Annotated in this window: 27 protein-coding genes; 18 read left to right on the top strand and 9 right to left on the bottom strand. The window is 60.4% G+C overall.

Annotated features, from left to right (window positions below; genetic code table 11):
• The first annotated feature begins 19 nt into the window (after positions 1 to 19).
• The 8 genes from rpmJ to bfr all read left to right on the top strand — a co-directional run bounded on the left by rpmJ (position 20) and on the right by bfr (position 5369).
• Positions 20 to 136 carry a 50S ribosomal protein L36 gene (gene rpmJ, locus K3F44_RS16960; protein ID WP_011531897.1) on the top strand — a complete coding sequence of 39 codons (117 nt, stop codon included), beginning with the start codon at positions 20 to 22 and terminating at the stop codon, positions 134 to 136.
• 131 nt (positions 137 to 267) lie between these two features.
• Complete coding sequence (rpsM, locus tag K3F44_RS16955) at positions 268 to 624, top strand: 30S ribosomal protein S13 (protein WP_101322336.1); 357 nt, start codon at positions 268 to 270, stop codon at positions 622 to 624.
• 30 nt (positions 625 to 654) lie between these two features.
• Positions 655 to 1044 (top strand): 30S ribosomal protein S11, encoded by a 390-nt coding sequence (gene rpsK / locus K3F44_RS16950; RefSeq protein WP_012270237.1) that lies wholly within the window; start codon positions 655 to 657, stop codon positions 1042 to 1044.
• A gap of 15 nt (positions 1045 to 1059) precedes the next feature.
• On the top strand, positions 1060 to 1680 hold the full coding sequence (rpsD, locus tag K3F44_RS16945) for a 30S ribosomal protein S4 (RefSeq protein ID WP_101322335.1): 621 nt from the start codon (positions 1060 to 1062) through the stop codon (positions 1678 to 1680).
• 22 nt (positions 1681 to 1702) lie between these two features.
• Positions 1703 to 2704: a DNA-directed RNA polymerase subunit alpha gene (locus K3F44_RS16940; protein WP_003255452.1), complete on the top strand. Its 1002-nt coding sequence runs from the start codon at positions 1703 to 1705 to the stop codon at positions 2702 to 2704.
• Between the two features lie 42 nt (positions 2705 to 2746).
• Positions 2747 to 3133 (top strand): 50S ribosomal protein L17, encoded by a 387-nt coding sequence (gene rplQ / locus K3F44_RS16935; RefSeq protein ID WP_003255451.1) that lies wholly within the window; start codon positions 2747 to 2749, stop codon positions 3131 to 3133.
• A gap of 170 nt (positions 3134 to 3303) precedes the next feature.
• A complete protein-coding gene (locus tag K3F44_RS16930; protein WP_220632638.1) occupies positions 3304 to 4743 on the top strand; it encodes a catalase in 1440 nt (479 codons plus the stop codon).
• Positions 4744 to 4904: 161 nt separating this feature from the next.
• Positions 4905 to 5369, top strand: a complete 465-nt coding sequence (gene bfr, locus K3F44_RS16925) for a bacterioferritin (RefSeq protein WP_101322333.1) — start codon at positions 4905 to 4907, stop codon at positions 5367 to 5369.
• Between the two features lie 74 nt (positions 5370 to 5443).
• Here the strand turns inward: bfr and uvrA are convergent, their stop codons facing one another.
• Positions 5444 to 8278, bottom strand: a complete 2835-nt coding sequence (gene uvrA / locus K3F44_RS16920; RefSeq protein WP_178080799.1) for an excinuclease ABC subunit UvrA — start codon at positions 8276 to 8278, stop codon at positions 5444 to 5446.
• 129 nt (positions 8279 to 8407) lie between these two features.
• Between uvrA and K3F44_RS16915 the strand changes: the two genes are divergently transcribed.
• From K3F44_RS16915 to K3F44_RS16905, 3 genes are all read left to right on the top strand, one after another.
• A complete protein-coding gene (locus tag K3F44_RS16915) occupies positions 8408 to 9802 on the top strand; it encodes an MFS transporter (protein WP_220632637.1) in 1395 nt (464 codons plus the stop codon).
• A 9-nt stretch (positions 9803 to 9811) separates the two neighbouring features.
• Entirely contained in the window at positions 9812 to 10378 is a 567-nt protein-coding gene (locus K3F44_RS16910; protein WP_101322330.1) for a single-stranded DNA-binding protein, read from the top strand.
• A gap of 209 nt (positions 10379 to 10587) precedes the next feature.
• A complete protein-coding gene (locus K3F44_RS16905; protein WP_220632636.1) occupies positions 10588 to 11037 on the top strand; it encodes a hypothetical protein in 450 nt (149 codons plus the stop codon).
• A 124-nt stretch (positions 11038 to 11161) separates the two neighbouring features.
• Here K3F44_RS16905 and K3F44_RS16900 read toward each other — a convergent pair whose 3' ends face one another.
• The 4 genes from K3F44_RS16900 to K3F44_RS16885 are packed head-to-tail and all read right to left on the bottom strand — an operon-like array spanning position 11162 to position 14502.
• Positions 11162 to 11446, bottom strand: a complete 285-nt coding sequence (locus K3F44_RS16900; protein WP_220632635.1) for a YciI family protein — start codon at positions 11444 to 11446, stop codon at positions 11162 to 11164.
• Between the two features lie 30 nt (positions 11447 to 11476).
• On the bottom strand, positions 11477 to 12787 hold the full coding sequence (locus K3F44_RS16895) for an MFS transporter (RefSeq protein ID WP_224785599.1): 1311 nt from the start codon (positions 12785 to 12787) through the stop codon (positions 11477 to 11479).
• A 45-nt stretch (positions 12788 to 12832) separates the two neighbouring features.
• Positions 12833 to 13612, bottom strand: coding sequence for an SDR family NAD(P)-dependent oxidoreductase (locus tag K3F44_RS16890; protein ID WP_101322327.1), 780 nt, complete (start codon positions 13610 to 13612; stop codon positions 12833 to 12835).
• The gene (locus K3F44_RS16885; RefSeq protein ID WP_101322326.1) at positions 13609 to 14502 is read right to left on the bottom strand and encodes a sugar phosphate isomerase/epimerase; all 894 of its coding nucleotides are present in this window, start codon (positions 14500 to 14502) and stop codon (positions 13609 to 13611) included. The genes K3F44_RS16890 and K3F44_RS16885 overlap by 4 nt, the downstream gene beginning before the upstream one ends.
• A gap of 120 nt (positions 14503 to 14622) precedes the next feature.
• Here K3F44_RS16885 and K3F44_RS16880 point away from each other — a divergent pair, with 120 nt between their 5' ends.
• Positions 14623 to 15543, top strand: coding sequence for a LysR substrate-binding domain-containing protein (locus tag K3F44_RS16880; protein WP_101322325.1), 921 nt, complete (start codon positions 14623 to 14625; stop codon positions 15541 to 15543).
• A gap of 57 nt (positions 15544 to 15600) precedes the next feature.
• Here K3F44_RS16880 and K3F44_RS16875 read toward each other — a convergent pair whose 3' ends face one another.
• On the bottom strand, positions 15601 to 16590 hold the full coding sequence (locus K3F44_RS16875) for an asparaginase (protein WP_150571011.1): 990 nt from the start codon (positions 16588 to 16590) through the stop codon (positions 15601 to 15603).
• A gap of 71 nt (positions 16591 to 16661) precedes the next feature.
• Entirely contained in the window at positions 16662 to 18104 is a 1443-nt protein-coding gene (locus K3F44_RS16870; RefSeq protein ID WP_101322323.1) for a sodium:alanine symporter family protein, read from the bottom strand.
• 177 nt (positions 18105 to 18281) lie between these two features.
• Between K3F44_RS16870 and K3F44_RS16865 the strand changes: the two genes are divergently transcribed.
• Positions 18282 to 19094 (top strand): helix-turn-helix transcriptional regulator, encoded by an 813-nt coding sequence (locus K3F44_RS16865; protein WP_101322322.1) that lies wholly within the window; start codon positions 18282 to 18284, stop codon positions 19092 to 19094.
• Positions 19095 to 19100: 6 nt separating this feature from the next.
• On the opposite strand, the gene K3F44_RS16860 is transcribed toward K3F44_RS16865, so the two are convergent.
• On the bottom strand, positions 19101 to 19940 hold the full coding sequence (locus K3F44_RS16860) for an alpha/beta hydrolase (RefSeq protein ID WP_101322321.1): 840 nt from the start codon (positions 19938 to 19940) through the stop codon (positions 19101 to 19103).
• Positions 19941 to 20114: 174 nt separating this feature from the next.
• On the opposite strand from K3F44_RS16860, the gene K3F44_RS16855 reads away from it, so the two are divergent.
• From K3F44_RS16855 to K3F44_RS16840, 4 genes are all read left to right on the top strand, one after another.
• Positions 20115 to 20999: a sugar nucleotide-binding protein gene (locus K3F44_RS16855; protein WP_101322320.1), complete on the top strand. Its 885-nt coding sequence runs from the start codon at positions 20115 to 20117 to the stop codon at positions 20997 to 20999.
• The gene (locus tag K3F44_RS16850; RefSeq protein ID WP_150573709.1) at positions 20992 to 21924 is read left to right on the top strand and encodes an NAD-dependent epimerase/dehydratase family protein; all 933 of its coding nucleotides are present in this window, start codon (positions 20992 to 20994) and stop codon (positions 21922 to 21924) included. The genes K3F44_RS16855 and K3F44_RS16850 overlap by 8 nt, the downstream gene beginning before the upstream one ends.
• 364 nt (positions 21925 to 22288) lie before the next feature.
• Positions 22289 to 22528 carry a hypothetical protein gene (locus K3F44_RS16845; RefSeq protein ID WP_150571007.1) on the top strand — a complete coding sequence of 80 codons (240 nt, stop codon included), beginning with the start codon at positions 22289 to 22291 and terminating at the stop codon, positions 22526 to 22528.
• On the top strand, positions 22525 to 22785 hold the full coding sequence (locus tag K3F44_RS16840) for a DUF3077 domain-containing protein (RefSeq protein WP_150571006.1): 261 nt from the start codon (positions 22525 to 22527) through the stop codon (positions 22783 to 22785). The genes K3F44_RS16845 and K3F44_RS16840 overlap by 4 nt, the downstream gene beginning before the upstream one ends.
• A gap of 134 nt (positions 22786 to 22919) precedes the next feature.
• On the opposite strand, the gene K3F44_RS16835 is transcribed toward K3F44_RS16840, so the two are convergent.
• The gene (locus tag K3F44_RS16835) at positions 22920 to 23381 is read right to left on the bottom strand and encodes a helix-turn-helix domain-containing protein (RefSeq protein WP_220632634.1); all 462 of its coding nucleotides are present in this window, start codon (positions 23379 to 23381) and stop codon (positions 22920 to 22922) included.
• Between the two features lie 100 nt (positions 23382 to 23481).
• Between K3F44_RS16835 and K3F44_RS16830 the strand changes: the two genes are divergently transcribed.
• Entirely contained in the window at positions 23482 to 24675 is a 1194-nt protein-coding gene (locus K3F44_RS16830; RefSeq protein ID WP_220632633.1) for an MFS transporter, read from the top strand.
• Positions 24676 to 24696 lie beyond the last annotated feature (21 nt).

The following is a 24696-nucleotide window of genomic DNA, read 5'->3' as shown; positions in this document are numbered from 1 at the left end:
AAGGTTCGAGGAGTTGGTCATGAAAGTTCGTGCATCGGTGAAAAAGCTGTGCCGTAACTGCAAGATTATTCGCCGCGAAGGTATCGTGCGAGTAATTTGCAGCGCGGAACCGCGTCACAAGCAGCGCCAAGGCTGAGTGTGATCCGCGCTACAAGCCCAGCAGCTAGTGCGCTGCTGGGTTGATTAATTGTTTCTACAGCGATATTATCTCGCGCCCTATTTCTTGGCTTCCGGGGCGTAGGTAGCTGTCAATTGGAGTCCCACTGAATGGCCCGTATTGCAGGCGTCAACATTCCAGATAACAAGCACACTGTTATCTCGCTGACCTACATCTATGGTGTCGGTCGCACAACTGCACAGAAGATTTGTGCAGACACTGGGGTTAACCCAGCCGCAAAGATCAAGGATCTGAGCGACGAGCAGATTGAAACGCTGCGTAGCGAAGTCGCCAAGTTCACCACTGAAGGTGATCTGCGCCGTGACATCAACATGAAGATCAAACGCTTGATGGACCTGGGCTGCTACCGCGGTCTGCGCCATCGTAAAGGTCTGCCGGTTCGCGGTCAGCGCACCAAGACCAATGCACGCACCCGTAAGGGCCCGCGTAAGCCGATCCGCAAGTAATCGCACCAGCGAATCGACAGGAAAATAGACATGGCAAAACCTGCTGCTCGTCCTCGTAAAAAAATCAAAAAGACAGTGGTTGATGGCATCGCCCACATCCACGCGTCTTTCAACAACACCATCGTGACCATCACCGACCGTCAGGGCAATGCTTTGTCCTGGGCAACGTCCGGTGGTTCGGGTTTCCGTGGTTCGCGCAAATCCACCCCGTTTGCAGCTCAGATTGCTGCTGAACGAGCTGGTCAAGCTGCGCTGGAATACGGTCTGAAAAACCTCGACGTAAACGTCAAGGGTCCAGGTCCAGGTCGTGAGTCCGCCGTTCGTGCTTTGAACAGCTGCGGCTACAAGATCGCCAGCATCACCGACGTGACGCCAATCCCGCATAACGGGTGCCGTCCGCCGAAGAAGCGTCGCGTGTAATCAGGAGACAGATAAATGGCACGTTACATTGGTCCAAAATGCAAACTGTCTCGCCGTGAAGGCACTGACCTTTTCCTGAAGAGCGGCGTTCGCGCTCTGGAATCGAAGTGCAACATCGAAGCAGCCCCAGGTATCCACGGCCAGCGCCGTGGCCGTCAGTCCGACTACGGTACCCAGCTGCGCGAGAAACAAAAAGTCCGTCGTATCTACGGTGTTCTGGAGCGTCAGTTCCGCGGTTACTACCAAGCTGCAGCCTCGAAAAAAGGCGCAACTGGTGAGAACCTGCTGCAACTGCTCGAGTGCCGTCTGGATAACGTCGTTTACCGTATGGGCTTCGGCTCGACTCGTTCCGAGTCGCGTCAGCTGGTTTCGCACAAAGCGATCAGCGTCAACGGTAAGACTGTAAACATTCCATCTTACCAAGTTCGTCCGGGTGACGTGGTCTCGGTTCGTGAGAAATCGCTGAACCAGCTGCGCATTGTTCAAGCCCTTGAACTGTGCTCTCAGCGCGGCCGCGTTGAGTGGGTAGACGTGGATGCTGCTAAAAAGTCGGGCGTTTTCAAGAACGTTCCTGCTCGCAGCGACCTGTCTGCCGACATCAACGAAAACCTGATTGTCGAGCTCTACTCCAAGTAAGGGCTAGAAAATAGGTGCATCCATGCAGATTTCGGTAAATGAGTTCCTGACTCCCCGCCACATTGATGTGCAGGTAGTCAGTCCGACCCGCGCCAAGATTACGCTCGAGCCTCTCGAGCGTGGTTTCGGCCATACCCTGGGCAACGCGCTGCGCCGCATCCTGTTGTCCTCCATGCCTGGCTGTGCAGTAGTCGAGGCCGAGATCGATGGCGTACTCCATGAGTACTCCGCGATCGAAGGTGTACAGGAAGACGTAATTGAAATCCTGTTGAACCTGAAAGGCCTGGCTATCAAACTGCACGGTCGTGACGAAGTTACGCTGACCTTGTCGAAAAAGGGTTCGGGGGTGGTTACCGCTGCCGATATTCAGCTGGATCACGATGTCGAGATCGTCAACCCCGATCACGTAATCGCGAACCTGGCGTCCAACGGCGCCCTGAACATGAAGCTCACTGTAGCTCGTGGTCGCGGTTACGAGCCGGCCGACTCTCGTCAGACTGACGAAGATGAAAGCCGCAGCATTGGCCGTCTTCAGCTGGACGCTTCGTTCAGCCCGGTGCGTCGTATCGCCTATGTGGTCGAAAACGCCCGTGTTGAGCAGCGTACCAACCTGGACAAGCTGGTCATTGATCTGGAAACCAACGGTACTCTGGACCCAGAAGAGGCAATCCGTCGTGCCGCGACCATCCTGCAACAGCAGCTGGCCGCGTTCGTGGATCTCAAAGGTGACAGTGAGCCGGTAGTGGTCGAGCAGGAAGACGAGATCGATCCGATCCTGCTGCGTCCGGTTGACGACCTGGAACTGACCGTACGGTCTGCCAACTGCCTCAAGGCGGAGAACATCTACTACATCGGCGACCTGATTCAGCGCACCGAAGTAGAGCTGTTGAAAACTCCTAACCTGGGCAAGAAGTCCCTGACTGAAATCAAGGACGTTTTGGCCTCCCGTGGTCTGTCCCTCGGCATGCGCCTCGACAACTGGCCGCCTGCAAGTCTTAAGAAGGACGACAAGGCGACTGCCTGATCGTCGTAATCACCGAACGTAGTGTTTGGTAAGGAATGAATCATGCGTCATCGTAAAAGTGGACGTCACCTGAGCCGTACCAGCTCTCACCGCAAGGCTATGTTCCAGAACATGGCAGTGTCGTTGATCGAGCACGAGCTGATCAAAACTACTCTGCCAAAAGCCAAGGAACTGCGCCGCGTTGCCGAGCCGCTGATCACCCTGGCCAAGGAAGATAGCGTAGCCAACCGTCGTCTGGCTTTCGACCGTACCCGTTCGAAATCCGCTGTTGGCAAGCTCTTCAACGATCTGGGCAAGCGCTACGCCACCCGTCAGGGCGGCTACCTGCGTATCCTGAAGTGCGGTTTCCGCGCTGGCGACAACGCGCCTATGGCGTACGTCGAGCTGGTTGATCGTCCAGTCGGTGGTGCTGTAGAAGCTGCCGAGTAAGACGTTCTGTCTGCTACAAAAAACCGGGCCTAGTGCCCGGTTTTTTGTTTCTGTAATTATTGTTAATTCCTATCGCCTCAACTCGATCAATGAATTAGCTCTTGGCATGCCGCTCCCCGATACTGTCCGCAAGCCGACAAACGGCAGATCAAGACCGTCAAGGAGAGCCCATGAGCAAGATTCTTACCACCGCCAGCGGTGCACCTGTAGCTGACAACCAGAATTCCCGTTCGGCCGGTCCTCGCGGCCCGCTGCTGCTCGACGACTTCCACCTGCTGGAAAAACTCGCCCACTTCAACCGCGAGAACATCCCTGAGCGCCGTGTACACGCCAAGGGCTCGGGCGCCTACGGTACCTTCACCGTAACCCGCGATATCACCCGCTACACCTGCGCCAAACTGTTCGACAAGGTTGGCAAGCAAACCGAGACCTTTTTGCGCTTCTCCACTGTAGGTGGCGAGCGCGGCTCGGCTGACACCGAACGTGACCCGCGTGGCTTCGCGCTCAAGTTCTACACCGAGGAAGGCAATTGGGACATCGTGGGCAACAACACCCCGGTGTTCTTCATCCGCGACCCCCTGAAGTTTCCTGACTTCATCCACACGCAGAAGCGCCATCCGCAGAGCAACCTGAAGAACGCCCAGATGATGTGGGACTTCTGGTCGCATTCGCCTGAGGCGCTGCACCAGGTCACGATCCTGTTCTCTGATCGGGGTATCCCGGACGGCTACCGTCACATGCACGGCTTCGGCAGCCATACCTACAGCCTGATCAGCGCGAGCGGTGAGCGCACTTGGGTCAAATGGCACTACAAGACTCAGCAGGGCATCAAGAACCTGGCACCGGCCGAAGCAGCTCGCCTGGCGGGTACTGACCCTGATTACGCCCAGCGTGACCTGTTCGAGGCGATTGAACGCGGTGACTATCCGCGCTGGACTGTGTGCATTCAGGTCATGAGCGAGGAGCAGGCAGCCAATCGAGCGGAGAATCCTTTCGATGTGACCAAGACCTGGTCGCAGAAGGAATTCCCGTTGGTCGAGGTTGGCGTGCTTGAACTCAACCGCAACCCGCTCAACTACTTTGCCGAAGTCGAGCAAGCCACCTTCGGCCCGAGCAACATGGTTCCAGGTGTCGGCCTGTCGCCAGACCGGATGCTGCAAGGGCGTGTGTTTGCCTATGCCGATGCGCACCGCTACCGCGTAGGCACCAATCACCAGCATCTGCCGGTCAACGCCGCTCGCAGCCCGGTGAACAGCTACCAGCGCGATGGCGCGATGGCGTCCGGTAGCTATGGCAGTGCGCCCAACTACGAGCCAAACAGCTACAGCGACGCGCCAAAGCAGTCGCCACAGCACGCGGAGCCGGCGCTTGCCCTGACCGGCGCAGCCGATCGTCACGACCACCGTGAGGACGGCGATTACTACAGCCACGCCGGCGCCTTGTTCCGCTTGATGAGCCCTGAGCAACAAGCACTGCTGATCAACAATATTGCCGGCACCATGGCAGGTGTCAGCGCAGTTGTGGTGATGCGCCAGTTGCAGCACTTCTCCAAGGCAGATCCAGCCTACGGCGAAGGAATTGCCAAGGCGTTGGGGCTGAATCTCGCCTGAGTCGGAATGATAAGTAGAACCGCCCTCATTTGGGCGGTTTTTCAATGAATATCACTACTGTTTAGGCGTTTTTTTGCATGTTATTGCGCGTTTTTCAGTGACCTTGCAGCAGTCCTGGTTCACACTATGCACATAGCGCTTTCACATGGAGAACCAGGGCGATGCAAGGTCACCCGGACGTAATCGATTACCTCAACACGTTGCTCACCGGCGAGCTGGCAGCACGTGATCAGTATTTCATTCATTCGCGCATGTACGAAGACTGGGGTTTGTCCAAGCTCTACGAGCGCATCAACCATGAAATGGAAGAAGAGGCGCAACACGCCGACGCCCTGATGCGTCGCATTCTCATGCTGGAAGGCACCCCGCGCATGCGTCCGGATGATCTGGACGTGGGCACCACTGTGCCGGAAATGCTCGCAGCCGACTTGCGCCTCGAGTACAAGGTGCGCGCAGCGTTGTGCAAAGGCATTGAATTGTGCGAAACGCACAAGGATTACATCAGCCGCGACATCCTGCGTCAGCAGTTGGCAGATACCGAAGAAGATCACACTTATTGGCTGGAAAAGCAGCAGGGTCTGATCAAGGTCATCGGCCTGCAGAACTACCTGCAATCGCAGATGTAATCAGCTTGCCGTAACGGGCTGCATGGTTGTAAAAAAGCCCCCGGTAGCTCGCTACCGGGGGCTTTTTTGTAGGCTTACGCCCGGTCACGCTCCAGCAACGGCTTGAGGTAGTGGCCGGTATACGACTGCTTCATCTTGGTCACCTCTTCAGGCGTACCCACCGCGATGATCTGGCCGCCCTTGGAGCCGCCCTCCGGGCCGAGGTCGACCAGCCAGTCGGCGGTCTTGATCACGTCCAGATTGTGTTCGATCACCACTACGGTGTTGCCGTGATCGCGCAAGCGGTGCAGTACATCGAGCAACTGCTGGATATCGGCGAAGTGCAGGCCGGTTGTCGGTTCATCGAGGATGTACAGCGTCTTGCCGGTATCGCGCTTGGACAGCTCACGGGATAGCTTGACCCGCTGCGCCTCGCCCCCGGAGAGGGTCGTGGCCGACTGACCAAGCTTGATGTACGACAGGCCGACATCCACCAGCGTCTGCAGCTTGCGCGCCAGCGCCGGCACTGCATCGAAGAATGCGCGGGCATCCTCGATGGTCATTTCCAGCACCTCGTGGATGTTCTTTCCTTTGTACTTGATCTCCAGCGTCTCGCGGTTGTAGCGCTTGCTCTTGCACACGTCGCAGGGCACGTAGATGTCCGGCAGGAAGTGCATCTCGACCTTGATCAGGCCATCGCCCTGACACGCTTCGCAGCGGCCGCCCTTGACGTTGAACGAGAACCGTCCCGGACCATAACCGCGCGCACGCGACTCGGGCACCCCTGCAAACAGCTCGCGCACCGGCGTGAAGATGCCGGTATAGGTCGCCGGGTTGGAGCGTGGGGTGCGGCCAATCGGGCTCTGGTCGATGTCGACCACTTTGTCCAGATGCTGCAGGCCGTCCATGCTGCTGTGTGCGGCGGCCTCATGGCTGGTAGCGCCGTTCAGCGCAGTCGCCGCCAGCGGGAACAGCGTGTTGTTGATCAGCGTCGACTTGCCCGACCCGGAGACACCGGTCACGCAAGTCAGCAAGCCTATCGGGATTTCCAGATCGACGTTCTGCAGGTTGTTGCCACGCGCGCCTTTGAGCTTGAGCGACAGCTTCTTGTCACGGGGGGTGCGCTTGGCCGGCACAGCGATCTTCTTGCGCCCGGACAGGTAGGCACCGGTCAGCGAATCAGGGTGGTCCATGACCTCCTGTGGCGTGCCCTCGGCAACGATCTGGCCACCATGTACACCAGCGCCCGGGCCGATGTCGACAACGTAGTCAGCCAGGCGAATGGCGTCCTCGTCGTGCTCCACCACAATCACCGTGTTGCCCAGGTCGCGCAAGTGATTGAGCGTGCCGAGCAAGCGGTCGTTATCGCGCTGATGCAAGCCAATCGAAGGCTCGTCGAGGATATACATGACGCCGACCAGGCCCGCGCCGATCTGGCTGGCCAGGCGAATACGCTGCGCTTCGCCGCCGGAGAGGGTGTCGGCACTGCGATCCAGGGTCAGGTAATCGAGGCCGACGTTGACCAGAAACTGCAGACGCTCGCAAATCTCCTTGAGGATCTTCGAAGCGATCTCGCCGCGGCGACCGGTCAGGGTCAGCTCGCTGAAGTAGGTGCTGGCATCGCCAATCGGCAGGTTGGTCACCGCTGGCAGGGTTTTCTCGCCAACCCATACATGCCGCGACTCACGGCGCAGGCGCGTGCCGCGACAGTCCGGGCATGGCTGCGTACCGAGGAACTTCGCCAGCTCTTCACGCACCGTGGCCGACTCGGTCTCGCGGTAACGTCGCTCCAGATTCGGCACGATGCCTTCAAACGGGTGCGAGCGCTTGACGATATCGCCACGGTCATTCAGGTATTTGAAGTCGACGTTCTGCTTGCCGCTGCCCTGCAGAATGATCTTTTGATCCTCTGCTGCCAGTTCAGCGAACGGTTGTTCCAGGCTGAAGCCAAAATGCGCGGCAAGCGAGCCAAGCATCTGGAAGTAGTACACGTTGCGCCGGTCCCAGCCACGGATCGCGCCCTCGGCCAGGGTCAGCTCGGTATTGACCAGGCGCTTGGTGTCGAAGTACTGCTTCACGCCCAGGCCATCGCAGGTCGGGCACGCGCCAGCCGGGTTGTTGAAGGAGAACAACTTGGGTTCCAGCTCGCTGATGGCATGGCCGCAGACCGGGCAGGCAAAGCGCGCAGAGAAGATGATTTCCTCGCCGGGCTCGTCGTCCATCGGCGCTACCAAGGCAATGCCGTCAGCCAGCTTCAGCGCGGTCTCGAACGACTCGGCCAGGCGCTGCTGCAGGTCGCTGCGGACCTTGAAACGGTCGACCACGACATCGATGCTGTGTTTTTTCTGTTTTTCGAGGGTCGGCAGCTCGTCCATCTCGTACAGCTTGCCGTTGACCCGCACGCGCACAAAGCCCTGCGCGCGCAGCTCGTCGAACACCGCCAGGTGCTCGCCCTTGCGCTCGCGGATGACCGGCGCCAGCAGCATCAACTTGCTGCCCTCAGGTTGCTCGAGCACCAGGTCGACCATCTGGCTGACCGTTTGCGCTTCCAGCGGGATGTCATGGTCCGGGCAGCGCGGGGTACCTACCCGTGCATACAGCAGACGCAGGTAGTCGTAGATTTCGGTAATGGTGCCGACCGTCGAACGCGGGTTGTGCGAGGTTGATTTCTGTTCGATCGAGATTGCCGGGGAAAGGCCCTCGATGGTGTCGACGTCGGGCTTTTCCATCATCGACAGGAATTGCCGGGCGTAAGCCGACAACGACTCGACATAACGGCGTTGACCCTCGGCGTAGAGGGTGTCGAAAGCCAGCGATGACTTGCCGGAACCGGACAAACCGGTGATCACGATCAACTTGTCCCGGGGCAGGGTCAGGTCGATGTTCTTCAGGTTGTGGGTACGTGCCCCACGAATCAGAATCTTGTCCACTGCGGCCTCGCTTGGCGGGCATAAACATAGAAGTATACGGCGCGCTGCCATTACGCGGCAAAGCGTCGCGTATATGCCGTCAAGGCGTGGGACTGATAGAATCGCCGCCGGTTCACACGAGGTTTATCCATGCACGACACCCACAACGAGCGCATGAGTGGTAGCGAGACTCGCGCCGCCGGTGGCCTGGCCCTGGTCTTTGCCTTTCGTATGCTGGGCATGTTCATGGTGCTGCCGGTACTTGCCACCTACGGCATGGACCTGGCCGGCGCCACGCCTGCGCTGATCGGCCTGGCCATCGGTGCCTACGGCCTGACCCAGGCGGTGCTGCAGATCCCGTTCGGGATGATCTCCGACCGCATCGGCCGGCGCCCGGTGATCTACCTTGGGCTGATCATCTTCGCCCTGGGCAGTGTGCTGGCAGCCCAGGCCGACTCGATCTGGGGCGTGATCGCCGGGCGCATTCTGCAGGGCGCCGGGGCGATCTCGGCAGCGGTCATGGCGCTGCTCTCCGACCTGACTCGAGAACAGCACCGGACCAAGGCCATGGCCATGATCGGCATGAGCATCGGTTTGTCGTTTGCCGTGGCAATGGTTGTGGGGCCATTGTTGACGCGCGCCTTTGGTTTGTCGGGATTGTTCCTCGCGACTGCAGGACTTGCCCTGGTCGGCATCCTGCTGGTGGCCTTCCTCGTGCCGCGTGCGCACAGCACCCTGCGGCACCGCGAGTCGGGGGTGGCGCGCAAGGCCATCGGCCCAACCCTGCGCCATCCGGACCTTCTGCGCCTGGACGTGGGTATTTTCGTCCTGCATGCGATCCTCATGGCCAGCTTCGTTGCGCTGCCCTTGGCCTTTGTCGAGCGCGGCGGCCTGCCCAAGGAAGAACACTGGTGGGTATACCTGACCGCGTTGTTCGTCTCATTTTTTGCAATGGTGCCGTTCATTATCTACGGCGAAAAAAAGCGCAAGATGAAGCGTGTGTTGCTCGGTGCGGTGAGCGTTCTGCTGCTGGTCGAGGTGTTCTTCTGGCAGTGGGCTGACAACTTGCACGGACTGGTGATCGGCACCGTGATATTCTTTACTGCCTTCAACCTGCTGGAGGCATCCTTGCCTTCGCTGGTCAGCAAGGTGTCGCCCGCCGGCGGCAAGGGAACGGCCATGGGGGTTTATTCCACCAGCCAGTTCCTCGGTGCCGCGCTGGGAGGAATCATCGGTGGCTGGTTATTCCAGCATGGTGGTCTGGGCATGGTGTTCGTCGGTTGTGCGCTGCTGTGTGCTGTGTGGTTGGTCGTCGCCTTGAACATGAACGAGCCGCCCTATGTGACCAGCCTGCGCATGCCACTGACGCCTGAGGCGGTCCGGGAAGCCGGGTTGACCGAACGCCTGATGGCCGTGCCGGGTGTGACCGACGCCGTGGTGGTGGCAGAAGAAGCCGCCATCTATATCAAACTGGATACGAAAATTTTGGACCGTGCGACCCTCGAGCGTCTGGTAAATCCAGCCTCATCGGCGTGCGAAGCCTAGGAGAACGTTATGGCCCGTGGGGTTAACAAAGTCATTCTGGTCGGTACCTGTGGTCAGGATCCCGAAGTCCGCTACCTGCCCAACGGTAACGCCGTGACCAACCTGAGCCTGGCCACCAGCGAGCAGTGGACCGACAAGCAGTCCGGTCAGAAGGTCGAGCGTACCGAGTGGCACCGTGTGTCGATGTTCGGCAAAGTTGCCGAAATCGCCGGTGAGTACCTGCGCAAGGGTTCCCAGGTCTACATCGAGGGCAAGCTGCAGACCCGCGAGTGGGAAAAAGACGGCATCAAGCGCTACACCACTGAAATCATCGTCGACATGCAAGGCACCATGCAGCTGCTCGGCGGCCGTCCGCAGAACCAACAAGGCGGCGGTGATCAGTACAACCAGGGTGGTGGTAACAACTACAACCAGGGCGGTGGTCAGCCACAGCAGTACAACCAGCAGCCACAGCAGCAGGCACCGCGTCAGCAGGCACCACGCCCGCAGCAGGCTCAGCAGCGCCCGGCGCCGCAACAGCCAGCGCCACAGCCGGCGGCTGACTTCGACAGCTTTGATGACGATATTCCGTTTTAATCAATAGTCTTGTCGTAATAAAAAGCCCGCAGCATCTTATGCTGCGGGCTTTTTTATTGACTCGATGTCAATGTTTCGATGGTTTGTTAGTGAAAGTTGCAGGTGTGCTTCAAAGATAACTTTTAGTGTAGGAAGTTTCTGAGGTTGCTTGCTTGGTAATCAATGCCCGAATTTATTAAGTACAATCCGCTTTTTCAAGGAGCGGGCCCATGCAGGACATCATTTCTTCAAGTCGAATTACAATCAAAGACTCGCAAAGCGAGTATTGCGTTGCCGGCTTTGTCGATGCCTATCAGGCATACGTCAACGCTGAGGAGGGCGGCGCAGTGTATGCCTACTGGCTGTTGGTAGGCGTGGGCTTTCTCGTGACAGCCATCGGTGTCATCACCATGATCTTCGGCCCGGAAACCATAACGTATGACAGCATGGCTGGGCCGACGTTATTCGAGTATATACAGATCTATCCGGGGCCTATCGCAACGATTGGTAGTGTGTGCATGGCTGTGGGCAGCAAGTTGGGTTCTAAGGAAATCATGACCTGCGAGTCCTATTTGCAGGTCAACTATCAGTTAAAGTCTGAAGACGGTCAGGATGTGTCTAATACCGTCAAGATCACTCACCTGGGTGAAGATAAATTTGAGATTACATTGAATCAATGATTCGCTTGCTGAGCGTCTTGGAGTTCCGCGCTTGCCTGGAGTAGCGAAGGCCCCCAGCGCTGCAACGCGCCGAGGGCCTTTTGGGCTCATGTAATTTGGACTTCAAACACGCTGCCGATCAGCTTCAACCAATCTGCAGTCGCTTGATTTCCAGCACTTCGACCTTTTCCCACACCTTCTGCTCAAGGTAGGGTTCACTCTGCAGCCAGATATCGAGTGCGGCGCGGGACTCAAAAGCGATATGCACGTTGGAGCCGATCATCTTGCCCTCGGTGTTGAGCAGTGCTCCGCCGCCAAGGAAATTGCCACTGGCGGCCAGCGCGTGCAAGCGCGCCACATGCTCTTCACGGCACTGCAGGCGGCGTTCAAGGGCATCGTCGTAATCGTAGGCGATAAGCGCAAATTGCATGGTTCAGTTCCTGAAGGTTGGGTTTTCGGCTCAGTGCCGCGCGTGTTGCTGCATCGGCTGATGCGTCGCAGGAGCGGCTTCGCCCGCTGGCCGCGATACCAGCGCAGCAATTGCCGCAATCAATGCAAGGCCACCAATGAAGCAGGCTACCGGCAACCAGTCGTGGTTATCAGCCATCAGCGCATAGCAAATGCTTGGTGAGAAGCCGGCGATGATGAAGCTCAGTTGGGTCGCCAGGCCAACCCCGGTATAGCGCACACGGATGCTGAACATCTCGGCATAGAAGGATGGCCATAGTGCATTCGGCGCACTGTAGAGCACAGATTTGAGCAGCACGGTGCTAAACATGATCAGGCCGATGTTCCCGGTGGTGATCGACCACAGGAACAAGAACACTCCAGCGCTGCAGGCGAACGCGCCCAGGGTGAAGATACGCTTGCGGCCGATGCGGTCAGCCAGCAGGCCGAACAGCGGTTGGCAGAGGAGGGCGACGGCCTGACTCGCGGCAATGGCCGTGAGCATCGACGCGCGCTCGACCCCCTGATTGTTGGTCGCCCAGGATAAGCCAAAGATCATCACCAGCGACGACACCGAGCAGATCAGGGCGCAGCAGAACACAATGATGAAGGCGCGCCCTTCATGGCGGAACAGATCAGCGACAGGCAAGTGTTCTGGCTTGGCTTTACTGGCTTTGAATTCCGGGCTTTCTTCGACGCCGCGGCGGATTATCCAGGTGATGATGACCATTACTGCACTGAGCAGGAACGGGATCCGCCAGCCCCAGCTGAGCAACTGTTCCTCACTCAGCATCGTTAGTGGGATGAATACTGACGTGGCGAGGATCGAGCCCATCGATGCGCCATTGATCAGCCAGCTGGTGTAGAACGATTTGCTCTTGCCCGGAGCGTGCTCCATGGTCAGCAGGCTGGCGCCGACCTGCTCGCCGCCAGCAGAAAAGCCCTGCAGCAGGCGGCACAGCACCAGCAACGCTGGCGCCCATGCGCCGATGCTGGCGTAGGTGGGCAGCAGGCCGATGGTGAACGTGGCGATGCCCATCAGCATCAGGGTCATCATCAGTACCTGTTTACGCCCGAAGCGGTCGCCAAGGTGGCCGCAGACCAGCGCGCCTACGGGCCGGGCCAGGTAACCGACGCCGAACGTGGCCAGGGCTGCCAACGTCCCCGCCATCGGGTCAGACGAGGGAAAGAACAGCGTGCTGAAGACCAGCGCGGCAGCAGAGCCGTAGATAAAAAAGTCGTAATACTCGACGACACTGCCCAGAAAACTGCCGAATGCAGCTCTGCGGGCCATGCGCCGATTGTCGGTCGCGTGAGTTTGCATGGGTTAGCCTTTCTTGTAATTGTGGTGAACGGGGCTTGCAACAGGTCAGCGGCTGCCGAACGGCGCCAATTGGCTGCCTCCACAGACGTGAATCACCTCGGCAGTGATAAAAGCAGCATCTCTCGAGGCCAGGAATGAAGTGGTGCCCGCAATGTCCTCGGGCGTGGTCAGGCGCTTCAAGGGTGTGCTGTTGATCGAACCCTGGGCCATCTGCTCGAAGCTATCGGCATCACGGCCATCGAGCGTGAAAGCCGAGGGCAATAGTCCAGGCGCGATGGCGTTGACGGTGACGTTGTGTGGCGCCAGCTCGCGAGCCATCGAGCGGGTCAACCCGACCAGGCCCGCCTTACAGGCGACATAGGCCGGTGGGCCGCCGGCCACCCAGCAGCGCGAGACCATATTGATCACTCGGCCGCTGTTCTGCCGCTGCCAGTAGGGTGCAACCTGCTGACACAGCAGGGCCGGACCGCGTAGGTTGACAGCCATCATGTGATCCCACTTGGCGACGTCGAAATCGTAGATCGAGCCGCGGTGATTGACCGCTGCGTTGTTCACCACGACATCGATGCGGCCAAAGGCAGCCCCAACATGCTCCACCAAGGTAGCGATGGAGGCCGGATCGCCGAGATCGGCGTGCACTGCCAACGCTCTCTGACCCGGGGACAACGGCAGTTGCGCGACCAGGTTCTGCGCTGCCTCAAGGTCGAGGTCCGCCGCGACCAGGTCCAGGCCGTCCTGGCTCAAGCGAGCGCAGATGGCCCGGCCCAGTTCGCCAGCGGCGCCGGTGACCAAGGCAACCCGACGCGGGTCGGTGGAAGTGTTCATTGGCAAGGTACCTCTTGGCTGGCAGCAGGGACGAAAGGTGTCAGGTTCAGGTAGCGGCCGATCAGGTCGCGGTTACGCCGCAGCTTGTGCAGGTCACTGTGGCGGGCATCGAAATCTTCTACCGAAATCCAGTCGGCAAAGCCGTTGGCACGCAGGGTGGCGAGCATTGCCGGCAGCGGCAGTACGCCTTCATCGGGAGGGCACCATTGCCACTGCCAGCCCTGGCCGGGGCCGAGTGGTTGGTACGCGACGTTCTTGACCTGCACATGGGCCAGATGCGCACCCATCAGGTCGAGCGACATCTGCACATCCTCGCGGCCTTCGATGGCCAGGTTGCCGAGGTCATAGATGATGCCTAACCGCTCGGCGGGGTAATGTTCGGCCACGCGCATGGCCAGCGAAGGGCTGGAACAGATGGTGCGTTGATGCACCTCCAGCGCCAGACGCACGCCGGCCTGTTCGGCCAGTGGCAGGATCTGGTCAAGGAAGCGGCGCATGCGCGCATAGGCCGCTGGATAGCGCTCATCCACGTAGCCAGGTGCCCATAAGCGCAAGCGAGCCTGACCTGCCCGAGCGGCGAGGTCGATCATGTGCTGCGCCTGGTCAGTGTCGCCAACCGCCAGGTAAGGGCTCAGGCAGAAGATTTCCAGGCCGGCGGCCTGGCAGCGCCGGTAGATGTCCTCGACCGCGTGTACTGTCGGGGCGATGGTGCAGCGATTGTTGCTGCGGGCATCCCAGGCGCGAGCAAAGTCCAGGCCAGAGGTATCGGCAACGCGCCACTCAACGCCTTGATAGCCGTGCTCGGCCAGTTGCTCAACCAAGGCTTCGGGAGCCAGGCTTGGCAAAGATGCGCTGGACGCGCCGAGCCGTGGCGGGGAGGTTGAGATCATATGATTGCCCTGGTTATCGATTCCGTGTGGATAGGGTCGATGCTAGAGCAAACTTTTTGTTGAATAAATTGATATAAAATCAGCGCTTGGTTAACTTGTGGGTTGAACAAGGAGCCAGTCATGCACCTTAATGCCATCAACCTGCGCCACTTTCGGGTGTTTCTTGCCGTGGTCAGCGCTGGCAGCCTGGTCACTGCCGCCAAGCTGCTGCACATCACTGTTTCAGCCGTATCGAAAAGCCTCAAGGAGCTAGAGCAAGAGCTGGATGTGCAGTTGCTGCTGCGCGGGCGCAAGGGTGTGCAGTTGACCCAGGCCGGTGAGGCCTTCAACAAACACGCAGCGCAGACCATGGCCAGCTTTCGGTTGGCCATGGACGAAGGCCAGACGGCTGCGCCGGCACCGCAGATCCTCAAGGTTGGAGCGTTGCCGACAGCTGCGGGCTACATGCTCGCACCCGTGGTGGCGCAGATGCGCGAGCGCTACCCGCATGTACAGGTTCGCGTGGAATCCGGTATGTATGACTACCTGGTGGGCAAGCTGCGCACCCGCGAACTCGATCTGATCGTCGGACGGCTGATTGGTCGAGACATGCTCGGAGTGATGTTCGAGGCGTTATATGAAGAGGATTTGCTGCTGGTGGTGCGCACGGGACACCCACTGGCCCAGCGCGAGCAACTGCAGTTGGATGATTTGCGCGCGCACGTACTGCTGGCATCCCCGCAAGGTACCTTGGTACGAACCAGCATCGACAACTTCCTGCTCAGCAGTGGTGGCGTTCAACGCTTTCAGATTCAGGAATCGCTGAGCGAGACATTTTCTCGGGTATACGTCCACGATTATGACGCCGTGTGGTTTGTGCAACGCGGGGTGATCGACCTGGATCTGCGCTTGGGGCTGGTGCAGCAATTGCCTTTCAGCAGTTCCCTGCTGCGCGCACCGATTGGCCTTACTTCAGCGACTGATCGGCCGCTGTCTGACGTAGCGCAGATGTTTGCCGGGATGCTTCGGCAGTGGTGTACCGCCCGCTCTGCTCAGCGCTAGAGCGGGCATCGGCGGCGAATCTGAAGCTGCCGATGCTTTCTTTAGGCAATCAGGCCTTCAAGCCCGCTCCCCACACAGATCCAGCGCAAACCAATGCTCCGTCGCCTGCGCATCCAGCCCCGCCCCAAGCAAGCCAAACAACTTGCCCAGCGCCGCTTCGCGGGTCATGCCGCCGCCGCTGATCAGGCCAGTGTCACGCAGCCGGCTACCGGCGGCATAGGTGTCAAATACCACCGAGCCGACCGGGCACTGGCTGATCGCAACGATCACCACGCCGCCTTGGTGGGCGTCATGCAGCACATCCAGCAGGGCCTGGTCGTCGGACGGCCCGGTGCCGCTGCCGTAGCACTCCAGCACCAACCCTTGCACGCCGCTGTCGAGCAGGCCGCGCAGGTGTTCTGCCTGCAGGCCGGGGAACACCGGCAATACCGCCAGCTTTACCGGCTGGCGCAGCTGACGGTAGTCAAGCACAGCCGGGATGGCTGGCGCGCGCTCGCTGTCGCGATGACGGGGCAGGGCGGCGAAGGCGTCGAATGCCTCGCTGCGCAGCTTGGAGGCGCGGCAGCCGTGCAGCAACTGCTCGTGGAAGTACAGCTGCACGCCGTCCTCGATGCCGCTTTCGAGCAGGCGCAGGGCGCCGATCAGGTTGTCCCAGGCGTCGCTGTCTGGCGCGCCGGCGGGCAACATCGAACCGGTCAGCAGTACCGGCACCGGCAAACCGAGCAGCACGAACGACAAGGCTGCACCGGTGTAGGCCAGCGTATCGGTACCGTGCAGCACCAGCACGCCGTCGTGGCCGTCACGTTCCACCGCTTCGACAATCGCGTCACGCATGGCCAGCCAGTTGGCTTGCTGCATGTTGGCGCTGTCCAGCAGTGGGTTCATTTCACGCAGTGTCCACTGTATCTGCGGAGCATCGTCAAGTTGCGCCAGATGCTCGCGCATGCGCACGTCGAAGCCGCCCGCCGGGGCCAGGCCCTGGGGTGTTTCGAGCATGCCGATGGTGCCACCGGTATAGAGGACGAGAAGATTCTTGACTGCACGCATGGCGCATTCCGTAACGATGAGCGGAGAGAGAAGCAGCCGCCCGCGAACGGGGCGGCTGGCTGGGGAGGATATCAGCGCTGGGTCTGAACCTGACCGACGGTGTTGTCAGCGGTTGTTTCAGCGGCTGCCGGAACTGGCCAGGCGTTGCGGTCCAGGTCCAGGTCAGGGAACTTGCTCGAATCGAACACTGGCTGCTTGATGCCAGCCTTGCGCTGCACATCGTAGTCGCGCATGACCCGCAGGCCGATGTTGAACAGCAGGGTCAGGGCGATCAGGTTGACGAAGGCCAGGCAGGTCATGGTGATGTCGGCGAAGGCGAACACGGTCGACAGGTCTTGCGCCGAACCCCATACGATAAGCGCCAGGACCAGGCCGCGGTAGCCCATCAGCACCGAACGCTTGCGGGTCAGGAACTGCAGGCTGGTTTCGCCCAGGTAGTAGTTGTAGAGGATGCAGGTGAAGACGAACAGCGACAGCGCGACGCTGACGAACAGACGACCCCAGTCACCGACTACAGCGGCCAGCGAGTTCTGGGTCAGGACGATGCCGTCACCTTCGAAGCCTGGGGTGTAGAAGCCCGACAGCAGGATCAGCAGTGCGGTGCAGGTGCAGATCACGAAGGTGTCGAGGAACACGCTGAACGCCTGCACCACGCCCTGTGCGCCAGGGTGCTTGACCGCGGCCACGGCAGCAACGTTGGGCGCACTGCCCAGGCCCGCTTCGTTGGCGAACACGCCACGTTTCACGCCCATCACGATCGCGCTGCCGAGCAGGCCGCCGAACGCAGGGTCAAGGCCGAAGGCGCTTTTGAAGATGGTTTCCAGCATCGCTGGCACGTGCTCGATCTGGCTGCCGATCACATACAGGGTGACGCCGATGTAGGCCAGAGTCTTGACCGGTACCAGCAGGTCGGACACCGAAGCAATACGCTTGATACCACCAAGGAAGACGATCGCCAGCAGCACTGCCAGGGCAATACCGGTCTGCTGCGGCGGGAAGCCGAAGGCATTTTGCAGCGAGTGGGTCACGGTGTACGACTGCAGGCCGTTGAAGGCGAAGCCGTAGGTCACCAGCAACAGCAGCGAGAACACCACCGCCATGCGCTTGAATTTCAAGCCATGCAAGATGTAGTACGCCGGGCCGCCACGGTACAGGCCATCGCCATCGGCGCGCTTGTACACCTGGGCCAGGGTACATTCGAAGAAGCTGCTGGACATGCCAACCAGCGCGGTCACCCACATCCAGAACACAGCGCCTGGGCCGCCGAGGGTCACAGCGATGCCGACACCGGCGATGTTACCGGCGCCAACGCGGCCGGCCAGGCTCAGCATCAGTGCCTGGAACGAGCTCAGCTGGCCAGCCTGGCCACGCAGGGATTCTTTGAACACACCGAACATGTGGCCGAAGTGACGGAACTGGACGAACCGCGAGCGGAGGGTGAAGTAGCTACCAAGTCCGACGATAAGGACGATGAGCAGCTTCCCCGAAAGGAAATCGTTGAGTACTTCGAGCATGGCAAATGACCTCGATTCTTATTCTTCGCGTGGAATGACCAGCGGCGGCAACGACGCGCCGCTTTTCGTTGGGCGCATGGTTGGCCATGACAAGAGTCGTTACAATTTCGCGGGTTGCTCTCAGTTGGCGCGACTTGATGCTATGCTTGCATCACTCGCATCAGCTGGACCTCGTACATGAGCGATCATTTCGCTAGCAACCTGAAATTGGCCTGTAGCCACTACCGCTCTATCTCCGAGGTTTGCCGGCAGCTGTCGATCAACCGCGCCCAGTTCAACAAGTATTTGAGCGGGCAGAGCCGTCCGACGGCCTACAACCTCAAGCGCATCGGCGATTTTTTCGGGGTCGAGGATTACGAGCTGAATTTGCCGCCCGAGCAGTTTGCCCGGCTGATAGGTGCGCGCATTCCTTCGGAGCAGAACGGGCCGTTGAACGACCCCATCAGTGAGCTGTTCAAGCCTTTGCATGCGCATGCCGGCAATCTCTCGCGCTATTGCGGCTACTACTTCGAATACTCCAACTGCATGTCGGTGCCGGGTACCATTCTGGTGTCGCTGGTGCATTTGCGGGAGGAGCGCGGCAGCTTTCTGTTCGAGCGCCAGGAACGCCAGGAGCGCAGCAGCGCCACCGACCTGCATGCCGAAGTGCGCTGCCGCTACCTTGGTGCGGCCTTCCAGCTGCAGGACCGCATGTTCCTGATCGACTACGAATCACTGACCCTCAACGAGATGAGCCAGACCATCCTCATCCCCAGCTTCAAGAGCCGCATTACCCGCTTGAACGGGCTCAAGACCGGAGTCTCCAGCGGCGACCGGCGCAACCCGGCCTGTACCCGCGTGGTCTGGGAGTTTCTCGGCGAGGAGATCAACCGCATCAATGCCTACCGGCAGGTCAAGCTGTACCGCCCGGATGATCCGCGCATCGACGATGACGTGCGCGAGCGCCTCAGCGTCGGCCCGCTGAGCAACGGCCTGTTCGAGATCGAGTAGGCCGCCTCAACCGCGAATGAACGCTGCGGTCACCTCTGCCACCTGGTCGGCGACCTGCGGATTGTCCCGCAGGTGAGCGGCGATGCCGTGGTCGCAGTCGGTCAGCAGCAGGCACTCGACATGTGGCGCCGGCACTGAGCGCAGCAGGGTATGGGTGACTTCTTCCGGGATCGGGCTGTAGCGCTGCACGCCAGACACCCAGCGCGTCCCCGCCGAGGTCCCCGCGCCTTGGCCATAAGCACGCGAATTAAGCCCGTCGTACTCACCGATCACCAGCAATACCTGGCCGGTAAAGGTGCGCAAGAATTCATAGCTGTCACATTGCAGAAAGGCGAACGGCTGGCGAATCGCTGCGGTGAACGCCGGGCCGAATGGCGCCTGGTGCGCCGCGTCCGGGTAAACCGCCGGGCAGATCAGCACCAGTTTGGAGATGCTTGGCAACTGCGCGGCCATCTTCAGCGCAATGGCTGCACCAAGGCTATGGCCGATCAGGGTATGGCACTGCTCGGCGATATGCTGATGAAAGCTCAGTGCCTCGTGCAGATTGGTGTGCAGCGACGGCGCGGCGGCGCCCGGTTGGCTGGCCAGGCTGTGGCCGGACAGGTTACCGCTGAGCGAGCCGATGCCCTGCGCCTGCAGGCGATACAGCAACGGGTTGAGGCGGGTGAAGTCCGAGCGTGCGCCACCGACGATAAAGGCGGGCGGGGCGTGTGCAACATCGGGCACCAGCAGTCGTGCCTGCTGCCGATAGCCGTCGAATGACTGTTCGATGAACCGCTCTGCGCCGGGCGCTGCCTCGTCATACTGCCAGGTCGAACGGTGTGCAGCGATGGATTCGGTGGGCATTTGGACCTTCGCGCTGAGCAGGGGATGGCGCGCTCAGTATAGGTCGATAACAGCCCCGCACAGTGCGCTACCGCAGTGCCGAGCAACGCCGCAATCCAGCAGGCGTTGGACTTCCCCTGTCGGAAACCGCAAAATGCTTTTTCTTCCAACGATCTGAGCGGACTTTTTTACCCTATGCGTATGCGCCTGATGCTGTTGGGTGGTGGCAATGCCCTCGGGCAAGCGCTGATTCGTCTCGGGGCCGAGGAAGACATCGGATTCCTGGCGCCGCGTCCGCCGGACAACGGCTGGGATCCGGCCAGCCTGACCCTGCTGCTGGACGAACACCGCCCCAACGTGGTGATCAACCTCGCCTATTACTTCGACTGGTTCCAGGCCGAGGCGGTCAGCGAACAGCGCCTCGCCCAGCAAGAGCGCGCAGTCGAGCGCCTGGCCGAGCTGTGCCAGCACCACGAAATGATCCTTGTGCAACCTTCCAGCTATCGCGTGTTCGATGGCTCGCGGGCCACTGCCTACAGCGAAAAGGACGAGCCGGTGCCCCTGGGCAGCCGCGGCCAGGCGCTGTGGCGGGTCGAGCAGAGCGTGCGCGCAACTTGCCCGCAGCATGTGCTGCTGCGCTTTGGCTGGGTGCTGGACGAGAGCATCGATGGCACCCTCGGGCGCTTCCTGACCCGCGCCGAGCAGCCGCAGGAATTGCTCCTGGCGGACGATCGCCGCGGCAATCCGACACCAGTGGACGATGCGGCCCGGGTCATCCTCTCGGTGCTCAAGCAACTCGACTGCGCCGCGCCGCTGTGGGGCACCTATCACTACGCCGGCAACGAGGCGACCACGCCGCTGGCGCTGGGCCAGGCGATCCTTGCCGAAGCACAGCAATGGCGCCAGCTCGCAGTGCAGGCACCCACCGCCCAGGCTCACGCCGCGCGGCCGGACGCCAGCGAAGAGCCGCAGAACGCGGTGTTGGCCTGCAAAAAGATCCTTCATACCTTCGGCATCAAGCCGCGCGCCTGGCGCTCGGGCCTGGCGCCTTTACTGGACCGATTCTACCGACATGGCTGACGCCCCTATTCTGATCACCGGCGGCGCGGGCTTCATCGGCTCGCACCTGTCCGACGCCTTGCTGGGCAAAGGCTATGCGGTGCGTATCCTTGACGACCTGTCCACCGGCAAGCGCGCCAACCTGCAGTTGCAGCATCCCGGCCTGGAGCTGATCGAAGGCGATGTCGCCGACGCCGCTCTGGTCGCCCGTGCTGCCGCTGGCTGCCGCGCCGTTGTGCATCTGGCTGCCGTGGCCTCGGTGCAGGCCTCGGTGGATGACCCGGTGAAAACCCACCAGAGCAATTTCATCGGCACGCTGAATGTCTGCGAAGCCATGCGCCTGAATGGCGTGCGTCGGGTGCTGTTTGCGTCCAGCGCCGCGGTGTACGGCAACAATGGCGAAGGCCAGTCGATTGCCGAAGATACCCCCAAGGCGCCGCTGACGCCTTACGCAGTGGACAAACTTGCCAGCGAGCAGTATCTGGATTTCTACCGCCGCCAGCATGGCCTGGAGCCGGTGATCTTCCGCTTCTTCAACATCTTCGGCCCGCGCCAGGATCCGTCCTCGCCGTATTCCGGGGTGATCAGCATCTTCAGCGAGCGCGCTACCCAAGGCTTGCCGATCAAGGTATTTGGCGACGGCGAGCAGACTCGCGACTTCCTCTATGTTGGTGATCTGGTCCAGGTCATGGTCCAGGCCCTCGAGCAACCGCAGGTGGAAGAGGGCGCAGTGAACATCGGCCTGAACCAGGCCACCTCGCTGAATCAGCTACTGGCCGCGCTGCGCGACGTCATTGGCAGCCTGCCGGAAATCAGCTACGGCGAAGCCCGCTCGGGCGACATCCGCCACTCCCGCGCCGACAACGCGCGCTTGCTGGCACGCTTCGACTTCCCTCAACCAACGCCGATGGTCGAAGGTTTGGCCAAGCTGTTGGGCAGGGGCTAAACACCGTTCTGCAGGTCGCTCAGGCCTGCGGGAAACCCATCTGCGCGTCAGACCTTTCTGAAATCAAATCCAAATGCTTCTGCAAAAGCCCGTCTAGGAATTATCCTACGCGTCTTTCGGAAGCAGCTCAGTTGTCGGGGAATCACCTCAGTCCTAATGTCACAGGGTCGCCAGAAGTGGTGACCGGGTGTGAGAACCCGACAACACAAATTACGGCCAGTTTATGGCAGCCGTGCGCGGGCAGACTTCGGTCTGGCCGGGTTTCTCTTGTGTCTCGGTTTCTCACCCTGTGCACGGCTGCCACCCTCAATCCGTGAGAAGAGCGACGGTGGTGGTTTTCTGTGAACACACAAGAGACCTGACCATGAAAAAGCTCGTCCCGGATCCGCCAGTACCCTATTTCCTGATTAACGCCGAACTCAGCGTGGAAGATGCGCTCGCCCAGGTCGACAAGCTGCTCGACTGCTTGAACGGAACAATCAAAGCCAATCTTTTCGGTGAGCCTATTGGCATCCACAAGTACTTGCTGGAGGTCATAGAGGTGCTCAACCAGTTGATACTTGCATTGGTTGCGCATGCCAGGGACAAGGAGGCGGTGTCATGAAAACCGATATCAAGCACCGCAAAACTCAAGGCCAGACACCTTGCCAGAACCTTTTCTGCGTACAGCGTGATGTGCCACTTGATCAGGCGTTCTCGGAGCTATCCGTACTCCTGGGCTGTATCCGCCATCTCGCTACAGAGGCGGAGATGGAGAATGATCGGCAAGCAGGGAGCGCTGTACGAATATTGAGTGAGCTCGCCAAGGCCCTGATCGATGATATGGAGCTGGGTGTCAGCAGAGCACTGGTTTCGCACTGAAACCCATCCGCTTCAAGGTCTCTGTGTTTATCTCTGGCTTGAGATCGCTGGCGCCCGCAGCGGCCCCAGCGCACTCGACACCGCGCTAACGACCCGACTGCTCGCGGATAATTCCCGGCTCCCTGGCTACGTAATTAGCCGCGACCTGGCTTCACCCCATGCCGCACCACCCGCCGCAGGCAATCGTCCGGCCCCACCACGCGGCCATCCCCGGCTTGCACCTGCAGTGTCTGCAAAGGTTGGCCGTGGGCACTGTCGAGCAAGTGCGAGCGGGTTTCGCCGGTTTCGAATAGAAATTGCTCGCCCCACTGGCGCAGGCCAATCACGATGGGAAACACCGCGCGGCCCTTGTCGGTCAGCACGTACTCCTTGTACGCGCTGCCATCCGAGGCGGGTTGCAGGGTCAGCAGGCCGGTTTCTACCAGCAGCTTGAGGCGCGAGGAGAGGATGTTCTTCGCCAGGCCGAGGCTCTTCTGCAGCTCACTGAAGCGGCGCAGGCCATCGAACGCATCACGCAGAATCATCAGCGCCCAGCGATCACCGAGCACCAGCAGCGCGCGTGCCACGGGGCATTGGTCGTTGATCGGGTCCAGCATGGCGAAAACCTCGCTTGTTTATCTGGTTGCAGATTAAAACCACATTTGCTAGAAAGCCAGTAAGTGGTTTCAATATGAAACCAGTTGTCGAGTGCCTGCCATGACCGCGTTCAGCCCTGCGCCACTTACTCGCTCACTCACTCTGTTGCTTGCCGTGACCTGTGCACTGGCTGTGGCCTCGGTGTATTTCGCTCAACCGTTGCTCGAGTCGATGGCGACCAGCCTGGGGGTGGCAACGGGCAAGGTCGGGCTGGTCGTCGGCGTGACTCAGGCCGGCTATGCGGTTGGCCTGTTGCTGGTCGTGCCATTGGGCGATCTGTTCGAGCGCAAGCGTTTGATCGTCTGTCAACTGCTGCTCTCGGCCGCGGCGCTGCTGGCGGTCGGGCTGGCGCAGGACTGGGCCGTATTGCTGCTGGCGATGAGTCTGGTCGGGCTGCTGGCGGTCGTGGTGCAGGTGGTGGTGGCGCATGCCGCGACCTTGGCGACAGCGCAGGAGCAGGGGCGCGTGGTCGGCCAGGTCACCAGCGGCGTGGTGCTGGGCATCTTGCTGGCGCGACTGGTGGCTGGTGGGTTCGCCGACGTTGCCGGCTGGCGCAGCGTCTATTTTGTTGCTGCCGGGTTGGCGCTGTTGATGGCTTTGCTGCTCTGGCGCAAGTTGCCGAGCGCGCAGCCAGGCGCCCGCAGCGCCAGCTATTGGCAATTGCTGGCGTCGGTTGTCGGTCTGTATCGACACGATCGGCTGTTGCGCCAGCGTGGGCTGTTGGCCTTGCTGACCTTCGCCGCTTTCAGCGTGCTGTGGAGTGCAATGGTACTGCCGCTGAGCGCACCAGCGCTGGCGCTGAGCCATACCCAGATCGGCCTGTTTGGCCTAGCCGGAATCGCCGGTGCGATGGCAGCGTCACGTGCCGGGCGTCTGGCTGACCAGGGCCACGCGCAGCGAACCACAGGCGTGGCCTTGCTGCTGTTGCTGCTGTCGTGGGTAGCCACGGCCTTTCTTGAATACTCATTGCTGGCGCTGGTGCTGGGCGTAGTAATGCTCGATTTTGCCGTTCAGGCGGTGCACGTCACCAACCAGACATTGCTGCTGAAAGGGCGCAGTGAGATGGCCAGCCGCCTGATCGGGGCCTACATGTGCTGTTATTCGCTGGGCAGCGGGGTGGGGGCGGTAGCGGCGAGCTGGGTCTATGCGCGCTGGGGCTGGATGGCCGTGTGCGCAGTGGGCGCGGGGTTCAGCGCACTGGCCTTGATTTATTGGCTGTATCTGCGCTGGCAAACAGGCAATGGCCAGCGCTGACAGCAAAAAGCCGCTGCCTGA

Source organism: Pseudomonas sp. S07E 245 (genome assembly GCF_019599025.1).
GTDB classification, from domain to species: Bacteria; Pseudomonadota; Gammaproteobacteria; order Pseudomonadales; family Pseudomonadaceae; genus Aquipseudomonas; species Aquipseudomonas shirazensis.
Note: the sequence above shows the minus strand (reverse complement) of the source record. Positions and strands in the feature narration are given on the sequence as shown.

Bases quoted from the DNA above. Each gene is read 5' to 3' on its own strand.
- K3F44_RS16870 (WP_101322323.1), bottom strand. From the start codon at position 18,104: ATGCTCGAAGTACTCAACGATTTCCTTTCGGGGAAGCTGCTCATCGTC.
- K3F44_RS16865 (WP_101322322.1), top strand. From the start codon at position 18,282: ATGAGCGATCATTTCGCTAGCAACCTGAAATTGGCCTGTAGCCACTAC.
- bfr (WP_101322333.1), top strand. From the start codon at position 4,905: ATGCAAGGTCACCCGGACGTAATCGATTACCTCAACACGTTGCTCACC.
- K3F44_RS16840 (WP_150571006.1), top strand. From the start codon at position 22,525: ATGAAAACCGATATCAAGCACCGCAAAACTCAAGGCCAGACACCTTGC.
- K3F44_RS16855 (WP_101322320.1), top strand. From the start codon at position 20,115: ATGCGTATGCGCCTGATGCTGTTGGGTGGTGGCAATGCCCTCGGGCAA.
- K3F44_RS16860 (WP_101322321.1), bottom strand. From the start codon at position 19,940: ATGCCCACCGAATCCATCGCTGCACACCGTTCGACCTGGCAGTATGAC.
- rpsD (WP_101322335.1), top strand. From the start codon at position 1,060: ATGGCACGTTACATTGGTCCAAAATGCAAACTGTCTCGCCGTGAAGGC.
- K3F44_RS16835 (WP_220632634.1), bottom strand. From the start codon at position 23,381: ATGCTGGACCCGATCAACGACCAATGCCCCGTGGCACGCGCGCTGCTG.
- K3F44_RS16875 (WP_150571011.1), bottom strand. From the start codon at position 16,590: ATGCGTGCAGTCAAGAATCTTCTCGTCCTCTATACCGGTGGCACCATC.
- K3F44_RS16830 (WP_220632633.1), top strand. From the start codon at position 23,482: ATGACCGCGTTCAGCCCTGCGCCACTTACTCGCTCACTCACTCTGTTG.
- K3F44_RS16850 (WP_150573709.1), top strand. From the start codon at position 20,992: ATGGCTGACGCCCCTATTCTGATCACCGGCGGCGCGGGCTTCATCGGC.
- rplQ (WP_003255451.1), top strand. From the start codon at position 2,747: ATGCGTCATCGTAAAAGTGGACGTCACCTGAGCCGTACCAGCTCTCAC.
- K3F44_RS16910 (WP_101322330.1), top strand. From the start codon at position 9,812: ATGGCCCGTGGGGTTAACAAAGTCATTCTGGTCGGTACCTGTGGTCAG.
- K3F44_RS16905 (WP_220632636.1), top strand. From the start codon at position 10,588: ATGCAGGACATCATTTCTTCAAGTCGAATTACAATCAAAGACTCGCAA.
- rpmJ (WP_011531897.1), top strand. From the start codon at position 20: ATGAAAGTTCGTGCATCGGTGAAAAAGCTGTGCCGTAACTGCAAGATT.
- rpsK (WP_012270237.1), top strand. From the start codon at position 655: ATGGCAAAACCTGCTGCTCGTCCTCGTAAAAAAATCAAAAAGACAGTG.
- K3F44_RS16930 (WP_220632638.1), top strand. From the start codon at position 3,304: ATGAGCAAGATTCTTACCACCGCCAGCGGTGCACCTGTAGCTGACAAC.
- K3F44_RS16890 (WP_101322327.1), bottom strand. From the start codon at position 13,612: ATGAACACTTCCACCGACCCGCGTCGGGTTGCCTTGGTCACCGGCGCC.
- K3F44_RS16900 (WP_220632635.1), bottom strand. From the start codon at position 11,446: ATGCAATTTGCGCTTATCGCCTACGATTACGACGATGCCCTTGAACGC.
- K3F44_RS16895 (WP_224785599.1), bottom strand. From the start codon at position 12,787: ATGCAAACTCACGCGACCGACAATCGGCGCATGGCCCGCAGAGCTGCA.
- rpsM (WP_101322336.1), top strand. From the start codon at position 268: ATGGCCCGTATTGCAGGCGTCAACATTCCAGATAACAAGCACACTGTT.
- K3F44_RS16845 (WP_150571007.1), top strand. From the start codon at position 22,289: ATGAAAAAGCTCGTCCCGGATCCGCCAGTACCCTATTTCCTGATTAAC.
- K3F44_RS16915 (WP_220632637.1), top strand. From the start codon at position 8,408: ATGCACGACACCCACAACGAGCGCATGAGTGGTAGCGAGACTCGCGCC.
- K3F44_RS16880 (WP_101322325.1), top strand. From the start codon at position 14,623: ATGCACCTTAATGCCATCAACCTGCGCCACTTTCGGGTGTTTCTTGCC.
- K3F44_RS16940 (WP_003255452.1), top strand. From the start codon at position 1,703: ATGCAGATTTCGGTAAATGAGTTCCTGACTCCCCGCCACATTGATGTG.
- K3F44_RS16885 (WP_101322326.1), bottom strand. From the start codon at position 14,502: ATGATCTCAACCTCCCCGCCACGGCTCGGCGCGTCCAGCGCATCTTTG.